Below are 16,743 nucleotides of genomic sequence, written 5' to 3' on the forward strand. Positions count from 1 at the left end.
CCTTAGTAGTTCGTCCCCCACGGAATCATCTTGGCAAAAGAAACCGTTTTTTATCAGTCTGGGAATTCCCGGTATGGCGCTTCTGCCCCCGCTTTGACCGGGCTCACAACTCCGCTGCTGATCCCGGTTTCCGCAAGTTACTACTCCTGCCGACAGTGGTTTGTTAAGATGGGCAACAGTAAACTGGAATAACGGCTTTCAGTTCCGACCGTAGTCCGGGGCTGAATCAATTGACCAACCCATCGCTCAACTTGAAATAAGGAACCGCACCGTGAAGATCTACCACCCCTTCGCCTGCCTGGCACTGCTGACCGGCGTCTGCTGGAATCTGGCCAGTGTCAGCCCGGCTCAGGCCGCCCCCCCCAAAGCACAGAAAACACAAATCAGCCGCGCCAGTCGTGAAATGGCCAGCGCCGCAAAACGCTTCCTGGCCTCGCTGACTGCAGAACAACGACAGGCAGCCACATTCAAAATGGACAGCAAAGAACGCGACCAGTGGTACTTCATTCCGGACTTCGCCATCAAAGAAGAGGGCGGACGGACCGGACTGCCCATGACGAAGATGACACCACAGCAGAAGATCTTCGCCGTCACACTCCCCGCGACCGCACTCTCCCACCGCGGCTATCTGGAAATGAACTCCATCCGCGCGCTGGAGCACGTGCTGTTCGAACTGGAAGGCAAAGACTACCGCAACCCGGAACTCTACTACGTCTCCATCTTCGGCAACCCCGATGCCAAAGGGACCTGGGGCTGGCGGTTTGAAGGACACCACCTCAGCGTGAATGTCACCATCGTCGACGGCGAGAAATTCTCGGTCACCCCTTCTTTCTTCGGGTCGAACCCCGCGACAGTCATGCAGGGCCCCCTCAAGGGTGTTGAAGTCCTTAAGGAAGAACAGCAGCTGGCGTTGAACCTGGTCAAATCCTTCAACCCGGATCAACTGGCCATCGCCACGATTGACACGACTGAGATGGACAAAAAACTGCTCGCCAAAAGCGTGATCAAGGAAGTCCTCACCACCGACGATCCCGTCGCCGACAAAGGCCTGGTTTCGCACAAAGGCATCCAGTACGCCGACCTCGATCCGAAACAGCAGAAAATGCTGCTGCGTCTGGTGAATGCCTACCTGGGCCGGTTCCGTCCGGAACTGCTCAAGGGAACCCGCTACCTGGGGAACCTGCGTGACGGCGACCACCTCTACTTCGCCTGGAGTGGCGGTCAGGCACGCGGAAAATTCCATTACTACCGCATTCAGTCCAAGGTCTTCCTGATTGAATTCGCGAATACCCAGAACGATGCCAATCACGTCCACGCGGTCTTCCGCGAATTCGACGGCGATTTCGGTCGCGATCTGCTCAAAGAACATTTCTCGAAACACCATCAGAAATAGTTCTGCGTGAATGACTCATCACGACAGGCCCGCTGTGCACACCGCCAGCGGGCCTGTTTCATTTCACGGGGATTCGATGGGAATCATATAGACGAATTCCGATCCACCAGTTACCTTACGCGGATGGACCACACGCCCAAAGAGACCGATTCCGCTGCAGTCAAGAGCGCCGACACGCCTGACGCATCCCCTGACAGTCCGCCTCCCCGGCGTCGACGTTTTGGCCGCTGGATCAAGGCCATTCTGCTTCTTCTGTTCCTGTTGCTGTTTCCCATGATCATTGCGACGTATCACGATTGTGCCATCTGCGGGATGAAACATACCGAGTGGCGGATGATTGGTGTCGGCTGGTTGCTCTCTTCCCGTAATCGCCTCAATCCCTGCAGCGAGTGGTACCGGGATCAGGTCGAACCGGAGCATCAGCATGTCTGGGCCCGGGTCCCTTACGCGGAAGGGCTGGATATCTTTGGCTGGAAAGTCGGGATGTTTCAATTCGGTTCACTCGCCTCGGGGCCTTTCAACTGGCTCATGCTGGGACATCAAAGACAACTGGCAATCTACCAGAGAGCCCCTGATCCGGCCCAGGCCCGGACCCTGTTTCTGAAACTCGCCCGCTTTGAAAAAGGGAACACAACAGCCCGCCATAACCAGGACGAGATCTTTACCCGCTTGAATACCTGGATCGAATCCGGTCTGAAAGGCCCCTGGCCGTTTCAGGAGGGAGAATTTGAGACCTCACGCTCTGCGAGTCCTTTCAGAAAATAAATGAAGCGACAAAAGGATCAGGACACTTTTTGTCGGATTCAGGACTCCTTTCACCGCTCTCTTCGACCTTCCCTGCTCTCCCAGTGATCAGCAGTAGTACTTTGCAAGTCGATTGATCAGAGACAGAATTCCTGATAGGTTTTGAGTGTGTCTGATTCTGTCTATCAATGGCTATTTACAGGACTTAAGCGATGCAAATCGAACAATCACCATTTCAGAACACCGTCGATCAAAAGGAAGTGCCCTACACTCCCGACGGTCGCTTCGACTGGCTGCGCTCCACGCCCGAACACGCCGAGTGGGCCATCGGCGACCGCCGGCAGGACGCGCTGCCTGCCCAACTGGAATCGCTGGTGGCGTCTGCCAGAGAACACGCAGTCATATTACCCCCCGAATTCCTCCTGTTCTTCGGCGATCCTGCATTGCACAAACATCTGCGGTCGGCCAATGGCGATTACCTCAGTCTGGCTGAGAACCTGCTCCCGTTTGAAAACGGATATCTGGCACGCTTTCTCTCCGATCAGCAGGACAGTGTCCACTGGTACCTGTATCTGAATTCAGACGGTTCCGATTCCTGTGTGGTCTCGTCGTTCGAATACTTCGATGCCGATGACATGGACTACGAGCCTGAGGAAATCAGTGTGAATGACTTTCATTACTGGTTGGATTCGTTTGAATTATTCTTCTCGCGTTACTGGATCGAACATGAAGTGATGTTCGCACAGTGTGACGAGACTCCGCTTCCCGACGTCGATCAACGCATACTCGATCTTTACACCCGATAACGCAGATCACAAAACGCACCGGCTGACCGGGGAACTCTTTTTGGGTTGATTCCTGCTCTTTTACTTTCCCTGGTCGACAATGTTCGCTTTCAATAAACGTTCATCTGTCCCATCACTGTAGTGCGTACATACAACGCCGATTCCTGGCGCGAAGTAGAATGTGACCTGAGATGTCCCTTTTCGATCGACGATTTCATTCAATACGGCAACGCATTGAAAAGTGCCTGCCGGCGTTTCAACGGTTTCGTCAAGAGAAACAATTTTGTAGGTATCTTTATATGAAATCTTTTTTGATTCCCAGCTGTCTCCCAGCTTGGGAGACAGTGGAACAATTTTCCGGAAGACCGGGTCGTGCTCGAAGGCAACATGGATTGCTCCATCTCTGATGAGCTGGTCATAACCACCAAAATCATGCTGGTCATCAGGGTCGATGACTGAGTAGTGATAGACCACTTCTCCATCAACCATCTTCGTCTCGGAAATCGTGCGAAGTACACGCCGGACGGTTCCATCTGCATCGGTAACACGATAAAGCCAGCTATTGCCAACTTTCATCGGTTCGATCGATTTTGGAGACTCGTTGCTCTTCTGTTGAGGTGGCTCCTGCTGACTTGATTGCGGGGAGCTGGTCTGAATTTCTTGAGTGCTCGAATCGACGACTTCTGGCTGATCACTCCGGGAGCAACCGAGGGGGGACAAAATAATGAGCAACCAGAGACAACTTCGAACGGGATGGGGCAGGCGATTGATGGCACAAAACTCCTGAATGAAGACACTTGAGAGAAACAGAATCATGTGACTCGCTACAAATTGAATGCTGTGTACTATTGGAAATCGTCTGGTAAACAAGACCATAGCAAGCGAAACTGTCATTAAGACAAGCCCCGTCTGAAGAATTCCAGAGTAATCTCCTTTTCAGCCAGATCAAGCCAAAAGTCTGACGAGTGGATGCATTCCTCCAGGATCTCTGGCCATTTGAAGTAACTGCCGGAATCAATTCATGCACCGACGGGAAAGACCTTACTCAGACTTCATTTCAGGGCAGCCACGACTTAAGCTGAAGTACAACAATCCTTTATTCTGGAAGTAAATTCATGCCGGCTCACGAAAAACTCAACTACGTCGAATTCCCCGCCCGGGACCTGTCCGCAACGAAGACGTTTTTTGAAACGGTCTTCGGCTGGTCGTTCACCGATTACGGTCCGGAATACACTGCGTTCACGAACGCAGGCCTGGAAGGCGGCTTTTACCAGTCAGACCTCAGCTCAACCACCACAAACGGTAGCGCCCTGCTCGTCTTTTACAGCCGGAACCTGGAAGACACATTAGCCCGGGTAAAAGCCGCCGGCGGGGAGATCATCAAGCCGATTTTTTCCTTCCCCGGTGGCAGACGCTTTCAGTTTCGGGAACCCTCGGGGAACGAATTCGGGGTCTGGGCAGATCCGGAATAAAATCAGTATGGTTTCCTGGAGCCCGTACCTTTCGCCCGAACCGTTGCCAGACCAGCCAAACCCGGGAATTGACCACAAAATATGGTATCATCCGGGCAGGTTGACAGTGTGTGCTATACTATACTGAACAGCCCCCGCGATCCTACTTTCGCCCGGCTGAAACAGAACCCGCTCCTCACATCCAAGGCAAACGAAAGGCAACGACATGAACTGGTATCTGACTGTCATCAAGAAATATGCAGACATTTCCGGCAGGGCACGCAGAAAAGAGTACTGGATGTTCGTGTTGATAAATATGCTGATCGCGATCGTCATCTGGATCCTCGGGGCCATTATTGGAGATACCAAGGGTCTGATTTCCGTCTCCCTCTCCGGCCTGTACTCGTTGTTTATCTTCCTCCCCTACTGGACAGTGACTATCCGCCGACTGCATGACACCAACAAGAGCGGCTGGTGGATTCTGATCAACCTCATTCCCTTCTTTGGCCAGATCATCATGTTCATCTTCATGGTCATCGACAGCGATCCGGACACAAACTCCTACGGGCCCAATCCCAAGCAGGCCCCTGAACCGGAATAAACTTCCATTCCCCGCCCGGCAGGTCACCCCACCGGTGTGCCTGCCGGGGGGTCCGTGGTGCCCCCAAACAAGACCTGCCCCGATTCGTGAAAATTTCATGATGCGGGACTGGGCAAACCGGTTTTTTGACGATATATATTCTTCAGTTTTTTCTATCTGGAACAAAGAGGTGCTCTGTGAAATAAAGACCGTGTGACCGGGGGGCTGCGCAAAGCCAACAACCTGCGGACACACTCCCTGACCGTGTATTCGAGAATCAATCCCATGATACACCCCAAAACTGAGCTGAAATTCATCAGCAACGAAATCGGCTACGGCGTTGTCGCCACTGAATTCATTCCCGCCGGCTCCATTACCTGGGTGCTCGACAAACTCGACCGCGAGTTCAGCTCGTCTGAATTTCAATCGATGGACGAGATCTACCAGAATATTCTGGATACTTACTCGTTCCGCAATAACCAGGGGAACCTGGTCCTCTGCTGGGATAACGGCCGCTACGTCAACCACAGCTTCAACTCCAACTGCCTGACCACCGCGTACGACTTCGAAATCGCCATCCGGGACATCCACCCCGGCGAACAACTGACCGATGACTACGGCTATTTAAACATCCCCGCCCCCTTCCGGGGCGTCGACGAAGGCACCCGCCGCAAAATCGTCTACCCCAACGACTTGATCAAGTACTACAAGGTCTGGGACCGCAAACTGCTCAAAGTCTTTCACCGGATCCCCCGCCTCGAGCAACCCCTGAAACAGCTGCTCTCCGAAGAGATGTGGGATGAAATCGTCGAAATCTCCCGAGGCAACAAGGAGATGAAGTCGATTCTTACGAATTATTACAACGGAGAGGAAGAACGACAGCCTGAAATGCAGGAAGTCTGAACACCGCTCTGTTTTGTAAATCCGCCACCGGTTTCCAGTTGAGATGCCTGACACAGACGCCGCGGTTCGTTAGGATGGGTTCACCACCATTGTGAACTCTCTTACGCGCCCCTTGCGCTCTGTTTCAGGAACCCGTCTCATGCGAGTCTCATTCATCTGTGCCCTCCCCCTGCTGGCGCTCTGCGCTCTGAGTGCGGGCTGCGATAACCAGCAGCCCCGTTCAGGCGAAATGGTCGAACGCGAAGGCGAACCGGCCATCACCTATGTCGAAGCGGATGACCCGAAAATGCTGGCGGCCATCGACAAGGCCCGCGAAACGTTCGCTGAGTTCAAAACCGCGTTTGAAAAGGCTGGACCAGATCAGTCTTACTTCTCCGTGAAACTCCTGATTGAGGACGGTGAGCACCAGGAACATGTCTGGACCACGCCGGTCCGCTTCGAAGCGGACGAGTATTATGGCACCCTGGATAACGAACCCTATCAGATCAAGAAATATGTTGTGGGGGACGAAGTCCACTCTCCCGTAGACCAGATCTCAGACTGGATGTATGTCGCCGACGGAAAGCTGGTCGGCGGATACACGCTCCGCGTCGTCCGCGACAGCCTGAGCAAAGAACAACAGGAAGCATTCGATTTGAATCTCCCTTTCAAGATTGAATAAACCGCGACGGAAAGCCTTTTTCCCGTCGACTTGTTTTGACCTCTGTGCCCCGCCCGCAGAATGCAGACATGAGTGAGCTCCCCTATATCCGCTGCCTGGGTTGTGAAACAACCGTCTTCGATCCCGCCCGGGCCGTCTGTCCCGGTTGCGGCCGCTGCCCGGTCTGTGGTTTGAAGCGTGTGAAACCGGAACTCAAAGACTGTCCGGAATGTGCACTCCCCTACTGCGAGTGCTGTGGTCGCTGCCCCAAATGTGCCGGGCTGCGTTATGCGGAAATCGACACTCCCTGCGAATGCGGCCACCCGCACAACGCCGAAAAGCTGGAAGACCTGATCCGCTACGAAGCCGCGGTGGGCGCAGAGTCCCGCCCCTTCGACTGGGGCTGTGTGATGGTGATCCTCGCGCTGGTCGCTGTGATCCTGCTGATTCTGAACGCCCTCCGCTAACGCACCGCGCCCATCCGAAATTTCATTTTCTGCTTGCGATCTGAATTTTTGGATTGCTAAGATGAATTTTGCTCCCATCCCCTACCGATTATTTCACTCGACGATTTTCCGGAAGACGGGTAAGTCGTCTGACAGGAGAGGAGATTGATCACCGCCATGACAGTGTCCTGGAGGAAAGTGGTCAGAGAATTGCTGATGACTGCAGGCATCATGTTTGTCTGTTACGTCGGGATCTACATCATCCTCTCCAGCATGGGCACTTATTATTTCAACCAGTCGGGCGAAGTCCGTTACCGCAGTATGGGACTGTCGGTCTCTGACATTTCCACCTGGAATCCGGAAGGCTGCCGGTTTCAGTACCGGTTCAAAAACTATAGTGGAAAGTACGTCAGTCGCGGCAACGATCTGGGTTACCTGTTCGCCCCCCTGATCATGCTCGACCGCCGGTTCGTTCATCCAACCCAGGTCCTGATTGAACCCGAAGTTCCGGGCGAGACGTACTGGTTCCCCCTTTAACTCGACCATTTCGACAACAATATCAGAAGCAGCGGATTGCTCACATCAGGACACGCAACCCAAGGTGAGTGAAATAAGTTTTCACTGCTTTTACTCCCAGTCAAAACGTGATAAGCTGCTGACACCTTTCTCAGACCTTAGAAATCCAATCGGAAAGAATACAGACAATGCCCTACATTGAACTCTTCCATAATCAAGATGATTTCCAGGCGTTCCCTGATCCGAAAACAGTGTTTGCATCTGATACCAAACGTTACCTGGAATTCATCCTCCCGCTTGCCACTGTATCACTCTCCAGGATCAACCAGGACTGGAGAGGAAAAATTCATTTTGTCCTTCCCATGGAACCGTTTGGCGGAGAAAAGTCAGGAGTTGTTGGCAGCGAGACCGAAAAATATCACACCTATCTTTGCCGACCAAACTGGATTGGTTATCACATCAATGACCAGGGACAATATACTTTAGCTGCCGATTTTCACTATTTTCTCAATGAGGATCTCGATTATCGCGACGACGTTTCCTTATCTGAAGAGGCGCTTCAGGAACTGAAGGAAGTCTACGCTCTCAAAAGAAAATCCTACACAAAAAACAAAAAGCACTTTCAGGAATTTGGAGCTCTGCATCAATCCTTCGCACGACGTCGAAACGGAAAATATTCTGACGACTCCCGGTTAGAACTCACGCAGAAACTGGGAGGGTTCCCCGGCTGGGGAAACTGGGCCAGCGCGACAGAGTTTCCCCTGACAAAAGTCGAATGTGTGGATGAAGAGGGAGATCCCTGTACCAGTCCCCTGCCTGTTGCGGAAGACGGCTCCCGATTCGAATTCATTGGCTCCATTCCCGCATACAGTTATGTGGACGAACACCCCTGCAACCTCCTGCTGTTTTATCATCCAGAACAACAGCTCGCTCTGACAACATTCGACTGGTCCTGACACACAGTGAATCATTTTTTTTCTATTTCCCACTTGACTAAAACAGACAGGTCTGTATACTTCAAGTATGAATAAGACACCCAGAGCATCCCAAGCCCGCAAACGTATCCTCGAAACAGCCGAGAAGCTGTTTTATGCGGAAGGGATTCGCGCGGTCGGGATCGACCGGGTGATCGCAGAGGCGGGGGTCGCCAAGATGACGCTGTATAACCATTTTCCCTCCAAGGACGATCTCGTCCTGGCGGTCCTCAAATATCGGGAGGAACAATTTGATCTGTATCTGAAACAACGAATGATGGAGCATCAGTCCGAAGGGATGAAGCCGCTCAGAGCCTTTTTCGCTGCCCTGAAAGACTGGTTTGAGTGCCCTGACTACCGGGGTTGCGCCTTTATCAACACCACTTCGGAACTGGCCGACTCGAACCCGGCAGCCACGGATTTCTGTGCCGACCACAAACGCCGTTTCAAGCAGCAGTTGACGGAGATCATCGTTGAGTCCGAAGGTTCCCAGGCGAAAGTAGTCGCACCGGCGATCTCCGTCCTCGTGGAAGGGGCCATCGTCACTTCGGTCAGCGAAGGCAGTTCAGAAGCAGCTACCATCGCTGAAGAGGCTGCGTTTCAACTGATTGCCGGCGTTCAATCGTAGTAAAACATCATTTTTATTTAGCACATAATATACAGACCTGTCTGTTTAATAAAACTTAAGTAAACCACTGTTACTTTCATTTTTCAAAGGAGAACGACCATGCCACGTTTAACCGCCCTCACCAATGAAGCCGCCACTGCTAAAGTCCAGACTTTACTCGCTGGTGTTCAACAGAAGCTGGGGATGACTCCCAATCTGATGAGAACCATGGCACACTCCCCTGCCGTCCTGGAGTCTTATCTACAGTTCAGCGGACTCCTGAAACAGGGGGCCCTGACGGATCAGCACCGGGAACAGATTTCCTTAACGGTCGCGGAAGCCAACGAGTGTGGCTACTGCCTGGCCGCCCACAGTACTCTCGGAAAAATGGCCGGTCTGACTCCGGAACAGATCCGGGAAAACCGGTCTGGCTCAGACGCCGATCCACAGGCGGCTGCCCTGTTGAAGTTCGCTCAGTCGATCGTCCACAAACGGGGACAGGTCGCCGATCAGGATCTGCAGGACGTGCGTGCAGCCGGTTTCAGCGATGAACAGGTCGCTGAGATCGCCGCCAACGTGGCGCTCAACATCTTTACCAACTACTTCAACAACATCGCCCAGACCGAAATCGACTTCCCGGAAGTCGAACCGCTTTGCGCGGGAGCCGGTGCAAGCTGCAGCCATTGAACGCGTGCAGTACAGTTACCCCTTGAGGGGAATACTCTCTCTGGAGTATTCCCCTTTTAATGGGGCTTCGATCAGGCTGGTTCAAGCGGATCAGTAGTTACTGTCGGTGGCGTTTCCATAGCCGGTATTGGTTCCAGTACCAGTCTGTGGTGCACCGGTCTGGATATCGTAGCCCTTAAACACATTGTCGATCGCAGTGTTGTTCGAGAACGATGCAGTGTTGCCTCCCGAGAAAATGCCGATCGAGAAACCGTTCCCCGCATTGCTCTGGGCAGTGTTCCCGTCCAGCGTTCCACCGGAAATTGGTGCGACAAAATCATAACCGTTCGCGGCATTGCCGATCGAAGTATTGTTGCTGAAGATACCGCTGACGATCACGTTATCAAAGTCAAAACCATCTTCCTGGTTACCCTGCGCCAGGTTGTTCATGATCGTCCCGCCGTTCAGATCTTCGAAGTCAAACCCGTCATCCAGGTTGTTCAGGGCTTTGTTATTACTGATCAGCGTCCCCACACCGACCGTGTCACCAAACTTGATCCCGTTACCCTTGTTCTGGCTGGCGCTGTTCCCCGTGAAGGTCGTGTTGGTGACTTTGTCATCAAACCAGAAACCATTCAGGTTATTATTGTTAGCCACGTTCCCAGTGATAACGGCTCCGTCAACATCTTGATCAAAGTAGAACCCGGCGTCGTTCCCATTTGCTATGTTGTTAGAGAACGTTCCGCCATTGACATGACCAAAGAAAGCAAAACCGGCGTAGTCATTCTCCAGTGCCTGGTTGCCGCTGAAAGTGACTCCGTCAACGTCAGCGTCAGCGTCAATGTCAAATCCGAAATTGTAGTTTTCACGAGCGATGTTATTTGAGATCTCGCCTCCGGTGATCTGATTATAGAAGTAAAAACCGTCTTCACCGTTGTACTGGGCCGTATTCCCGGTCAGAGTCCCGCCATCGAAGTCGTCGAAATCAAAACCATCGACCATGTTCAACTCGGCAACGTTGTTGCTGATCGTCCCCCCGCTGACCCGCTCGAAGTAATATCCATATCCGTTTCCACGGGAGGTATTACCCGAAATGGTACCGCCGGTGAGATGTTCTATGTTCAGACCGTCTTCATAGGTAATGACACCATTCCCGAAAAAGGTGTTATTGGTAATCGTACCATTTGTGTCGCCATCCAGGTGTACGCCATCCTCGAAAGCGTTACTGACAGTATTCCCAGTGATGTAAAAACCACTCAGGTTATTACCGTAAATGCCATTCAGACCACCGGTCACGTTCAACCCCACGATGCTGGCATTGTCCGCCAGGGTAAAGACATCATTAATCATATTGTCTCCCTGCACGAGTGGCTTCCCTCCATAATGGAAGGTCGTGACCGCACCGGATGCACAGCCGACGACATTCACATCGGTGCCCCCGGCCAGAGCCAGTTGCCCGTTGTTGAAGACAAAGCCGGTCGCGGTATGGATGGTACCGGCACTCCCGTCAAACAGCACCACACTGTTGGAGCCTGCGGCATTGAAGACCGCCTCGGCATTCGGGGTGTTCGCATCGATGAAGGTAATATTCTTCAGTTCCTGGCCGTTCAACTGCAGCTTTGCACATTCTTCCGGTGCCTGGGCCTGATTTAACACGATGTCGATATCACGCTGAATCGGGTTAACCATCCGGCGTTGAAAGCGGGTCAGCTTCCGGCTGTCCCCATTGCCGGGCAGCGGAATTCGTACTGTCAGCAGCCCCTCTCCCTGGGAGCCCCGCAGATCGTCATGCTGGTACTGTCCTGCTAGGACGACACGCGAACCATTGCCCAGGAACGGCAGATCAAACATACGGAATTCCACGCGGGCCCGGGGACCGGTCATCTTATTGAAGTTAGGCGCGTTATTATCAAAATAGTAACCGCCCACATAACCACGCAGTTCCGCATCGACTTTCATCTGGTAGAAGGTCTTCAGCAGCCGCCCGACTTCAAAATCGGTTCCCCAGTAGGCCCGTTCTTCTCCAGCCCGCATCACGACATTATTTCCGCTCAGGTAAGCGGTCGACAGCGAATCAACGCGTTGGGGCCCCTGCCCGGGAATATACCCGTTGACCCGGAAATCCCATTCGATGCTCATCAGCTCCAGGCCGAAGCTTCCCTGCCGGAACATATTATTATAATTGCTGCGGCGGACATCGTAGAAACCGTACATGCCGGCAATCCACTCATCGTTGACCATCTTGCGGTATGCCAGGCCGAAATTTCCTTCAGCCGAAGAATCGTTGAAGATATTCCCGCGCAGATCAGCGAAGAACAGGCTTTCTTCATCCTGGGCAAGAGGAACAAACAGCAGGCCCTGTCCTACATCACGATAACCTCCGGCAGAACCCGTAAAGTCAAAGTAGGCGCGATACAGATAATCTTCTTCCTGGAGCCATTCCGGGTCCTGACCGTAAGAAAGTGCAGGTGTAGACAGACCTGCTACTGTCAGGAACAGCAGGGCTAGAAGCCGGGAGGTTACTCTAGCGTTCATTGTTATCCTAATGTTTGGGATTGTTCCGAGAGTGATCAATTCCAGTCTGTAACGGTTAAAATGGTGGCTCAGATTCTTATTCGGCTAATGGGGGAAATCACTCATGCACGAATCCGGTGATTCTGTATAACCGTTCCCTACTTCCTCTTGCCAGGACTGATCAGGTAAAATATACCGGTTATAGGGTCGAGGGAATTCAGACTTAAAGATATCGCGATAACTTCAGTCCCGCTGTTTCCGCCCAGCAACGCAGTACGTTCCGTTCTCGTCGATTTGGCAGCCGATTCGCTTTGCCGCGTACCTCACAGATCAGTTTATCCTCCTGATGGACTTCAATCGTAATCGCTTTTTTGAATCCCTGTTGAACCTCGATCTGCATCGACCAGATCGAACATTCACCCCCGGCACAAATGGAAGCATAAGTACCCACACAGTGATTCATCTGCTTTCCTTCCGTATTCAGTTCGTAACTGTTGAGCAGTTCTCGAATTACCCAGCGTTTCCCGATCTGATTTTCCTGATCCTCATCCCGATAATCAAACCCGGGAATCCCGCTTGGTTCCCAGACATACTCTGGAATTCGTTTTTGATTTTCCTGTTCCTGATACCATTCAGCAGCATCACGCGTCAGCGATTGAGCAGTCCGTCCCTTGACGCAATATTCATTCACAGGGGCCGATTCGTCATCGTACTCTTCCGGCAATACCCCATATCTCTGAAAGATACAATAATCTACGAGCAGCTTGATTTGACTGCGGTCCAGTTGTGGCCGATGAACCAACCAGAGAATGACAGAAGTCCAGAATTCATCCCGGGAGAATCCTGTGGCCAGCCTGGTTGAAAGAATTGCGCGGGCCAGATTGACATCACCTCCCAGTCCCCGAATCTGTCCCCAGCGCAGTGCCTGAAACAGGAAAAGATCCCGAGGCGCCTGCATGAAATAGTGAGCCATTTTTTTCGTATAGGGAATCGGCAAATGACAGTGACGAATATTCTCCCCCCGTCCGACATCGAGATACCAGTCGCGACAGATTTCGAACTTCGGCGATGAATACATCAACCAGACGGAATCGAAAAACAGTGGCATCTGATATTGAACAAATAAATGCCTTAACAGCGAAGTGAGCTGCTGTCGTCTGTTTCTGCCTCGCGGACGCCAGGTTTCGATGGGGCGAATCCAGCTACGTGCTTTAGTGGCGATCGAAACCAGAGCGGCGGCATAATTGCCCCATTGGAACATCTCTTCATCATCGTCTAACAGCTTTGACTGATGACGATAGAGATGAGAGATCAGTTTAAGAAATGAGGTCCGAACAATCCCCGGTCGATTGAGGCGAGCGCTCTGAAATACATACAGTTCGGAAATATTTCTCAGCGTTGGATCTGTAATCGAGCTGAGTTCGGCATCGATGGTACAGACAGCGTCCAGCTTCTCGACCATCGACCGCTGCTGCTTTCGCTGTCGGAGACAGTTGACTGCCAGTCTGCGACGGAAATAGAGCAGTTCCTCACGACGCTGCCGTCGCGACTTACGCAGACCGGTGCGAAATCCATTATCGACGCACCACTGGCGATACTCCGCGATCGTCTTCAGGTTGAGACTCTGAAGATGCGCGAGCAGCTCAGGATCTGCTGCCTGTTTTGTAGACGTTCCTTTTCTGTGGGACATGACTGAGTGTCGTTTCTGTAAAAAGCGAATTCAATTGTTTGAACCTTTGTCTGTGTTTCAGAGTCGATCTGTATAACATCGTTTTCCTCCTTTCGAGATAAGAAACAGGTTGGAATTTTGTTCTACGACACACTGCCCGACTGCAGGGTTCGCAACTTTGAGGAACTAAAATGCAAGCCGTCATCTTTACAGGCATTCCGGGAGCCGGAAAAAGTTCGTTTTATCGACAGATGTTTTTCGCAACCCACGTGCGCATCAGCCTGGACCTCTTGAAAACGCGTGCCCGGGAAACACGTTTCCTGGAAACCTGCCTGCAGACCGGCCAGCAATTCGTGGTCGACAATACGAGCCCGAGCCGCGAAGAACGTGCCAAATACTTACAGTTGGCCCGTCAGTTCGGCTTTACCATCAACGGGTATTACTTCGCCTCCCGCGTCAATCCCTGCCTGCAGCGGAATGCAGAACGCGAGCCCCCCGCGCGGGTTCCCGACGTCGCAATCCTGTCTGCAGCCCGACGCTTGCAGCGTCCGTCGCTGGAAGAAGGCTTTGATCAACTGTTTTATGTCAGTCTGCAACAGGGAGAGTTCCTGGTAGAGGAGTGGAACGATGAACTTTGATGAACTGGATCAGAAGATGCGGGTTTATGAAACCGCTGCAGACACCTGCGTCCTGCCCGACATGTATATGATCGCCCGGCTGGATGGACGCGGATTTACCCGGCTCACCAAAGAAGTCTGCGCATTTGAACGTCCCTTTGATGCGCAATTTCGGGATCTAATGGTCCGGACAGTGAAAGCACTGATGACTTGTGGCTTCCGCATCGTCTATGCCTTCACCGAAAGCGACGAAATCTCGCTGCTCTTTGATCGCCAAGAGCAACTGTTCGGACGGAAACTCCGCAAACTGAACTCCGTGCTGGCCGGGGAAGCCAGCGCACAGTTCTCACTGCAACTGGGACAGGTCGCCACGTTTGACTGCCGGATTTCACAGCTTCCCAACCGAGACCGGGTGATTGACTATTTCCGCTGGCGCAGTGCCGATGCGGCACGCAATGCCCTGAACGCTCACTGTTACTGGTGCCTCCGCAAAGAGGGACGAGACGCCCGACAGGCCACTCAACAGCTATCCGGCCTGACCTTCGGCCAGAAGAACGAACTTCTGTTCCAGCGGGGCATCAACTTCAATGATCTGCCCGCCTGGCAGAAACAGGGGATCGCGGTCTACTGGGAAGGGTACGACAAACCGGCCATCAATCCCGTCACCGGAGAAGCAGTTGTCGCGCTCCGACGGCGGATGACCGTCAACAATCAGCTGCCATGTAAAACAGAATACACCGATTTTCTGACGCAATTGCTCAACGCTTGCTGAAACACGCTCCCGGGATCAGGCTGCCCGGAGCGTGGTGACATCTTAAATCGACTCATTGAAGGTCAGACTTTCCTGATCCGCCCAGCATTTGAGGATCTCACGCGCCGTCTCACTCGGTTCACAGTTGCATTTTCCACTTACCTGGAAGATAACTTTTTTCTGTGGCAGTACTTCAATCGTCAGCTGACGATTTTTTCTGTTCCCTTTCTGCATTTTCATCGACCAGATGGTCGTCTTCCGTCTGATACATTTTGAGATGTAGTCCGCCACACAATGCTGCATGACTTTTCCTTCCATCTGCAGTTGGCGGGGTGTTAACAGTTCTTCGATGCTCCAGGTTGTACCCTCCTGCTTACAACGAAATGCTCTGATATCACTCCGTTTCCAGGCAAAGTCGAGCCAATTGACATTGGGTGGCGGCATGATGCCTTTCTCCATTAATTCAGTCCTCCAATGAACCATATGCCGCCGGAGCGACATCAGCGTCCGTCCCTGCAAGCTGAAATCAGGTTGAACCGGATGATGACCGGAGCCGATCCCCCAGATTCTTTCAGCGGGATAAAACCGCTGTTCCAGGATAAACTCGACAATCGCTCTGGTTTCGTCTGCTGAGATCGGTTGATACTGGATCAGGAAGCGGATGACTGTCTCCCAGAAACGCTCGTCAGACGTCTGTCGTGAAAGTAATGTTTGGGAAACCAGAATCCGTGCCAGCCGCGCGTCTCCCCCCAGTGCCAGAACCTGGGACCAGCGAATCGCAGCATCCCAGCGCAGGTCATCCGGGACATCAATGAAATGTGCTGCCATCGCCTTCGTGATTTCGAAGGGAGCAAGTCTGGGAAATCGACGAATACTGTAACCCGCTCCCAGATGGAGATAGAGTTCCATTCCGGTGACATCAGGGTAATCGGTCCACCAGACCGACGCCATAAAGTCAGGCACGGTGTACTGATCCAGCAGATGTTGTACCAGCGATCGCATCTGCACGAAACTGCTGCCCTCTGGAGGGTTCCAGTCTTCCGGATCCTGATACCATTGTTTGCGATGGCAGGCCAGTCTGCGACAAGCCAGGATAATGCGTTTCGCATCAGATGGATGCGTGGCATAATCTGCTCCTAACCGGGGAGAAAGCAGACTGGTTCTGGCACGAATCACCTGGATCAGTCGCCAGAAAGGATGTCGAACGCCGCGTAATGAGACAGACTGGTGCGCAATCAGCGCGTCCACGCAACGGGCGGCGTGGTGTTTTTGGTTTTGAGAATTCATGGTTACCGTACTGAAAAAAGGAAAAATCAGACCTGCGATGCGCATACATCGCCCCCCCCAAGTCATATCCCGGGCGCAGAACGCCTTTGATATGCTCGCTTGAGATTCGTCAGATCAAACCAGTACGGATTCGCATGAATAACACCTCATGGTGCAGTGTGCCTGACAGGCACTTAAGAGAACCGGGCTCCGGCTCTCGT

At 52.6% G+C, this 16,743-nt stretch carries 19 protein-coding genes; 15 read left to right on the forward strand and 4 right to left on the reverse strand.

The window, feature by feature from the left end:
- The first annotated feature begins 271 nt into the window (after positions 1-271).
- The 3 genes from Enr10x_RS20240 (at position 272) to Enr10x_RS20250 (ending at position 2,943) form a co-directional block, all read left to right on the forward strand.
- On the forward strand, positions 272-1,393 hold the full coding sequence (locus tag Enr10x_RS20240) for a DUF3500 domain-containing protein (RefSeq protein WP_145451178.1): 1,122 nt from the start codon (positions 272-274) through the stop codon (positions 1,391-1,393).
- Positions 1,394-1,399: 6 nt separating this feature from the next.
- Positions 1,400-2,158, forward strand: a complete 759-nt coding sequence (locus Enr10x_RS20245; RefSeq protein ID WP_145451179.1) for a hypothetical protein — start codon at positions 1,400-1,402, stop codon at positions 2,156-2,158.
- Between the two features lie 191 nt (positions 2,159-2,349).
- The gene (locus tag Enr10x_RS20250) at positions 2,350-2,943 is read left to right on the forward strand and encodes a hypothetical protein (protein ID WP_145451180.1); all 594 of its coding nucleotides are present in this window, start codon (positions 2,350-2,352) and stop codon (positions 2,941-2,943) included.
- A 60-nt stretch (positions 2,944-3,003) separates the two neighbouring features.
- On the opposite strand, the gene Enr10x_RS30375 is transcribed toward Enr10x_RS20250, so the two are convergent.
- Positions 3,004-3,498 carry a TapB family protein gene (locus Enr10x_RS30375; RefSeq protein ID WP_232093070.1) on the reverse strand — a complete coding sequence of 165 codons (495 nt, stop codon included), beginning with the start codon at positions 3,496-3,498 and terminating at the stop codon, positions 3,004-3,006.
- A gap of 84 nt (positions 3,499-3,582) precedes the next feature.
- Here Enr10x_RS30375 and Enr10x_RS30380 point away from each other — a divergent pair, with 84 nt between their 5' ends.
- The 10 genes from Enr10x_RS30380 to Enr10x_RS20300 all read left to right on the forward strand — a co-directional run bounded on the left by Enr10x_RS30380 (position 3,583) and on the right by Enr10x_RS20300 (position 9,726).
- Positions 3,583-3,723: a hypothetical protein gene (locus Enr10x_RS30380; RefSeq protein WP_232093071.1), complete on the forward strand. Its 141-nt coding sequence runs from the start codon at positions 3,583-3,585 to the stop codon at positions 3,721-3,723.
- 314 nt (positions 3,724-4,037) lie between these two features.
- Positions 4,038-4,394, forward strand: a complete 357-nt coding sequence (locus Enr10x_RS20260) for a VOC family protein (protein ID WP_145451182.1) — start codon at positions 4,038-4,040, stop codon at positions 4,392-4,394.
- A 205-nt stretch (positions 4,395-4,599) separates the two neighbouring features.
- Positions 4,600-4,974: a DUF805 domain-containing protein gene (locus Enr10x_RS20265; protein ID WP_145451183.1), complete on the forward strand. Its 375-nt coding sequence runs from the start codon at positions 4,600-4,602 to the stop codon at positions 4,972-4,974.
- Positions 4,975-5,238: 264 nt separating this feature from the next.
- Positions 5,239-5,856, forward strand: coding sequence for an SET domain-containing protein (locus Enr10x_RS20270; protein ID WP_145451184.1), 618 nt, complete (start codon positions 5,239-5,241; stop codon positions 5,854-5,856).
- Between the two features lie 139 nt (positions 5,857-5,995).
- Positions 5,996-6,517, forward strand: a complete 522-nt coding sequence (locus tag Enr10x_RS20275; RefSeq protein ID WP_145451185.1) for a YegJ family protein — start codon at positions 5,996-5,998, stop codon at positions 6,515-6,517.
- 68 nt (positions 6,518-6,585) lie between these two features.
- Positions 6,586-6,963: a hypothetical protein gene (locus Enr10x_RS20280; protein WP_145451186.1), complete on the forward strand. Its 378-nt coding sequence runs from the start codon at positions 6,586-6,588 to the stop codon at positions 6,961-6,963.
- A gap of 156 nt (positions 6,964-7,119) precedes the next feature.
- Positions 7,120-7,479, forward strand: a complete 360-nt coding sequence (locus Enr10x_RS20285; protein ID WP_145451187.1) for a hypothetical protein — start codon at positions 7,120-7,122, stop codon at positions 7,477-7,479.
- 167 nt (positions 7,480-7,646) lie between these two features.
- Positions 7,647-8,414, forward strand: coding sequence for a hypothetical protein (locus Enr10x_RS20290; RefSeq protein ID WP_145451188.1), 768 nt, complete (start codon positions 7,647-7,649; stop codon positions 8,412-8,414).
- 67 nt (positions 8,415-8,481) lie between these two features.
- Positions 8,482-9,060 carry a TetR/AcrR family transcriptional regulator gene (locus Enr10x_RS20295; RefSeq protein WP_145451189.1) on the forward strand — a complete coding sequence of 193 codons (579 nt, stop codon included), beginning with the start codon at positions 8,482-8,484 and terminating at the stop codon, positions 9,058-9,060.
- A gap of 99 nt (positions 9,061-9,159) precedes the next feature.
- The gene (locus Enr10x_RS20300) at positions 9,160-9,726 is read left to right on the forward strand and encodes a carboxymuconolactone decarboxylase family protein (RefSeq protein WP_145451190.1); all 567 of its coding nucleotides are present in this window, start codon (positions 9,160-9,162) and stop codon (positions 9,724-9,726) included.
- 90 nt (positions 9,727-9,816) lie between these two features.
- Here the strand turns inward: Enr10x_RS20300 and Enr10x_RS20305 are convergent, their stop codons facing one another.
- Together Enr10x_RS20305 and Enr10x_RS20310 are read right to left on the reverse strand one after the other, a co-directional pair.
- The gene (locus tag Enr10x_RS20305) at positions 9,817-12,240 is read right to left on the reverse strand and encodes a right-handed parallel beta-helix repeat-containing protein (RefSeq protein WP_145451191.1); all 2,424 of its coding nucleotides are present in this window, start codon (positions 12,238-12,240) and stop codon (positions 9,817-9,819) included.
- A 202-nt stretch (positions 12,241-12,442) separates the two neighbouring features.
- Positions 12,443-13,909, reverse strand: a complete 1,467-nt coding sequence (locus Enr10x_RS20310) for a PcfJ domain-containing protein (RefSeq protein WP_145451192.1) — start codon at positions 13,907-13,909, stop codon at positions 12,443-12,445.
- A 170-nt stretch (positions 13,910-14,079) separates the two neighbouring features.
- Between Enr10x_RS20310 and Enr10x_RS20315 the strand changes: the two genes are divergently transcribed.
- Both Enr10x_RS20315 and Enr10x_RS20320 read left to right on the forward strand, forming a co-directional pair.
- Entirely contained in the window at positions 14,080-14,526 is a 447-nt protein-coding gene (locus Enr10x_RS20315) for an AAA family ATPase (protein WP_145451193.1), read from the forward strand.
- A complete protein-coding gene (locus tag Enr10x_RS20320; RefSeq protein ID WP_145451194.1) occupies positions 14,516-15,277 on the forward strand; it encodes a tRNA(His) guanylyltransferase Thg1 family protein in 762 nt (253 codons plus the stop codon). The genes Enr10x_RS20315 and Enr10x_RS20320 overlap by 11 nt, the downstream gene beginning before the upstream one ends.
- Positions 15,278-15,319: 42 nt before the next feature.
- On the opposite strand, the gene Enr10x_RS20325 is transcribed toward Enr10x_RS20320, so the two are convergent.
- Positions 15,320-16,543 (reverse strand): PcfJ domain-containing protein, encoded by a 1,224-nt coding sequence (locus Enr10x_RS20325; protein WP_197997307.1) that lies wholly within the window; start codon positions 16,541-16,543, stop codon positions 15,320-15,322.
- Between the last annotated feature and the right edge of the window lie 200 nt (positions 16,544-16,743).

This window comes from Gimesia panareensis (assembly GCF_007748155.1).
Taxonomy (GTDB): Bacteria; Planctomycetota; Planctomycetia; order Planctomycetales; family Planctomycetaceae; genus Gimesia; species Gimesia panareensis.

Excerpts from the sequence above, each read along its gene's own strand:
- Enr10x_RS20250 (WP_145451180.1), top strand. The coding sequence starts at position 2,350 with ATGCAAATCGAACAATCACCATTTCAGAACACCGTCGATCAAAAGGAA.
- Enr10x_RS30375 (WP_232093070.1), bottom strand. The coding sequence starts at position 3,498 with ATGAAAGTTGGCAATAGCTGGCTTTATCGTGTTACCGATGCAGATGGA.
- Enr10x_RS20260 (WP_145451182.1), top strand. The coding sequence starts at position 4,038 with ATGCCGGCTCACGAAAAACTCAACTACGTCGAATTCCCCGCCCGGGAC.
- Enr10x_RS20265 (WP_145451183.1), top strand. The coding sequence starts at position 4,600 with ATGAACTGGTATCTGACTGTCATCAAGAAATATGCAGACATTTCCGGC.
- Enr10x_RS20270 (WP_145451184.1), top strand. The coding sequence starts at position 5,239 with ATGATACACCCCAAAACTGAGCTGAAATTCATCAGCAACGAAATCGGC.
- Enr10x_RS20275 (WP_145451185.1), top strand. The coding sequence starts at position 5,996 with ATGCGAGTCTCATTCATCTGTGCCCTCCCCCTGCTGGCGCTCTGCGCT.
- Enr10x_RS20280 (WP_145451186.1), top strand. The coding sequence starts at position 6,586 with ATGAGTGAGCTCCCCTATATCCGCTGCCTGGGTTGTGAAACAACCGTC.
- Enr10x_RS20285 (WP_145451187.1), top strand. The coding sequence starts at position 7,120 with ATGACAGTGTCCTGGAGGAAAGTGGTCAGAGAATTGCTGATGACTGCA.
- Enr10x_RS20290 (WP_145451188.1), top strand. The coding sequence starts at position 7,647 with ATGCCCTACATTGAACTCTTCCATAATCAAGATGATTTCCAGGCGTTC.
- Enr10x_RS20295 (WP_145451189.1), top strand. The coding sequence starts at position 8,482 with ATGAATAAGACACCCAGAGCATCCCAAGCCCGCAAACGTATCCTCGAA.
- Enr10x_RS20300 (WP_145451190.1), top strand. The coding sequence starts at position 9,160 with ATGCCACGTTTAACCGCCCTCACCAATGAAGCCGCCACTGCTAAAGTC.
- Enr10x_RS20305 (WP_145451191.1), bottom strand. The coding sequence starts at position 12,240 with ATGAACGCTAGAGTAACCTCCCGGCTTCTAGCCCTGCTGTTCCTGACA.
- Enr10x_RS20310 (WP_145451192.1), bottom strand. The coding sequence starts at position 13,909 with ATGTCCCACAGAAAAGGAACGTCTACAAAACAGGCAGCAGATCCTGAG.
- Enr10x_RS20315 (WP_145451193.1), top strand. The coding sequence starts at position 14,080 with ATGCAAGCCGTCATCTTTACAGGCATTCCGGGAGCCGGAAAAAGTTCG.
- Enr10x_RS20320 (WP_145451194.1), top strand. The coding sequence starts at position 14,516 with ATGAACTTTGATGAACTGGATCAGAAGATGCGGGTTTATGAAACCGCT.
- Enr10x_RS20325 (WP_197997307.1), bottom strand. The coding sequence starts at position 16,543 with ATGAATTCTCAAAACCAAAAACACCACGCCGCCCGTTGCGTGGACGCG.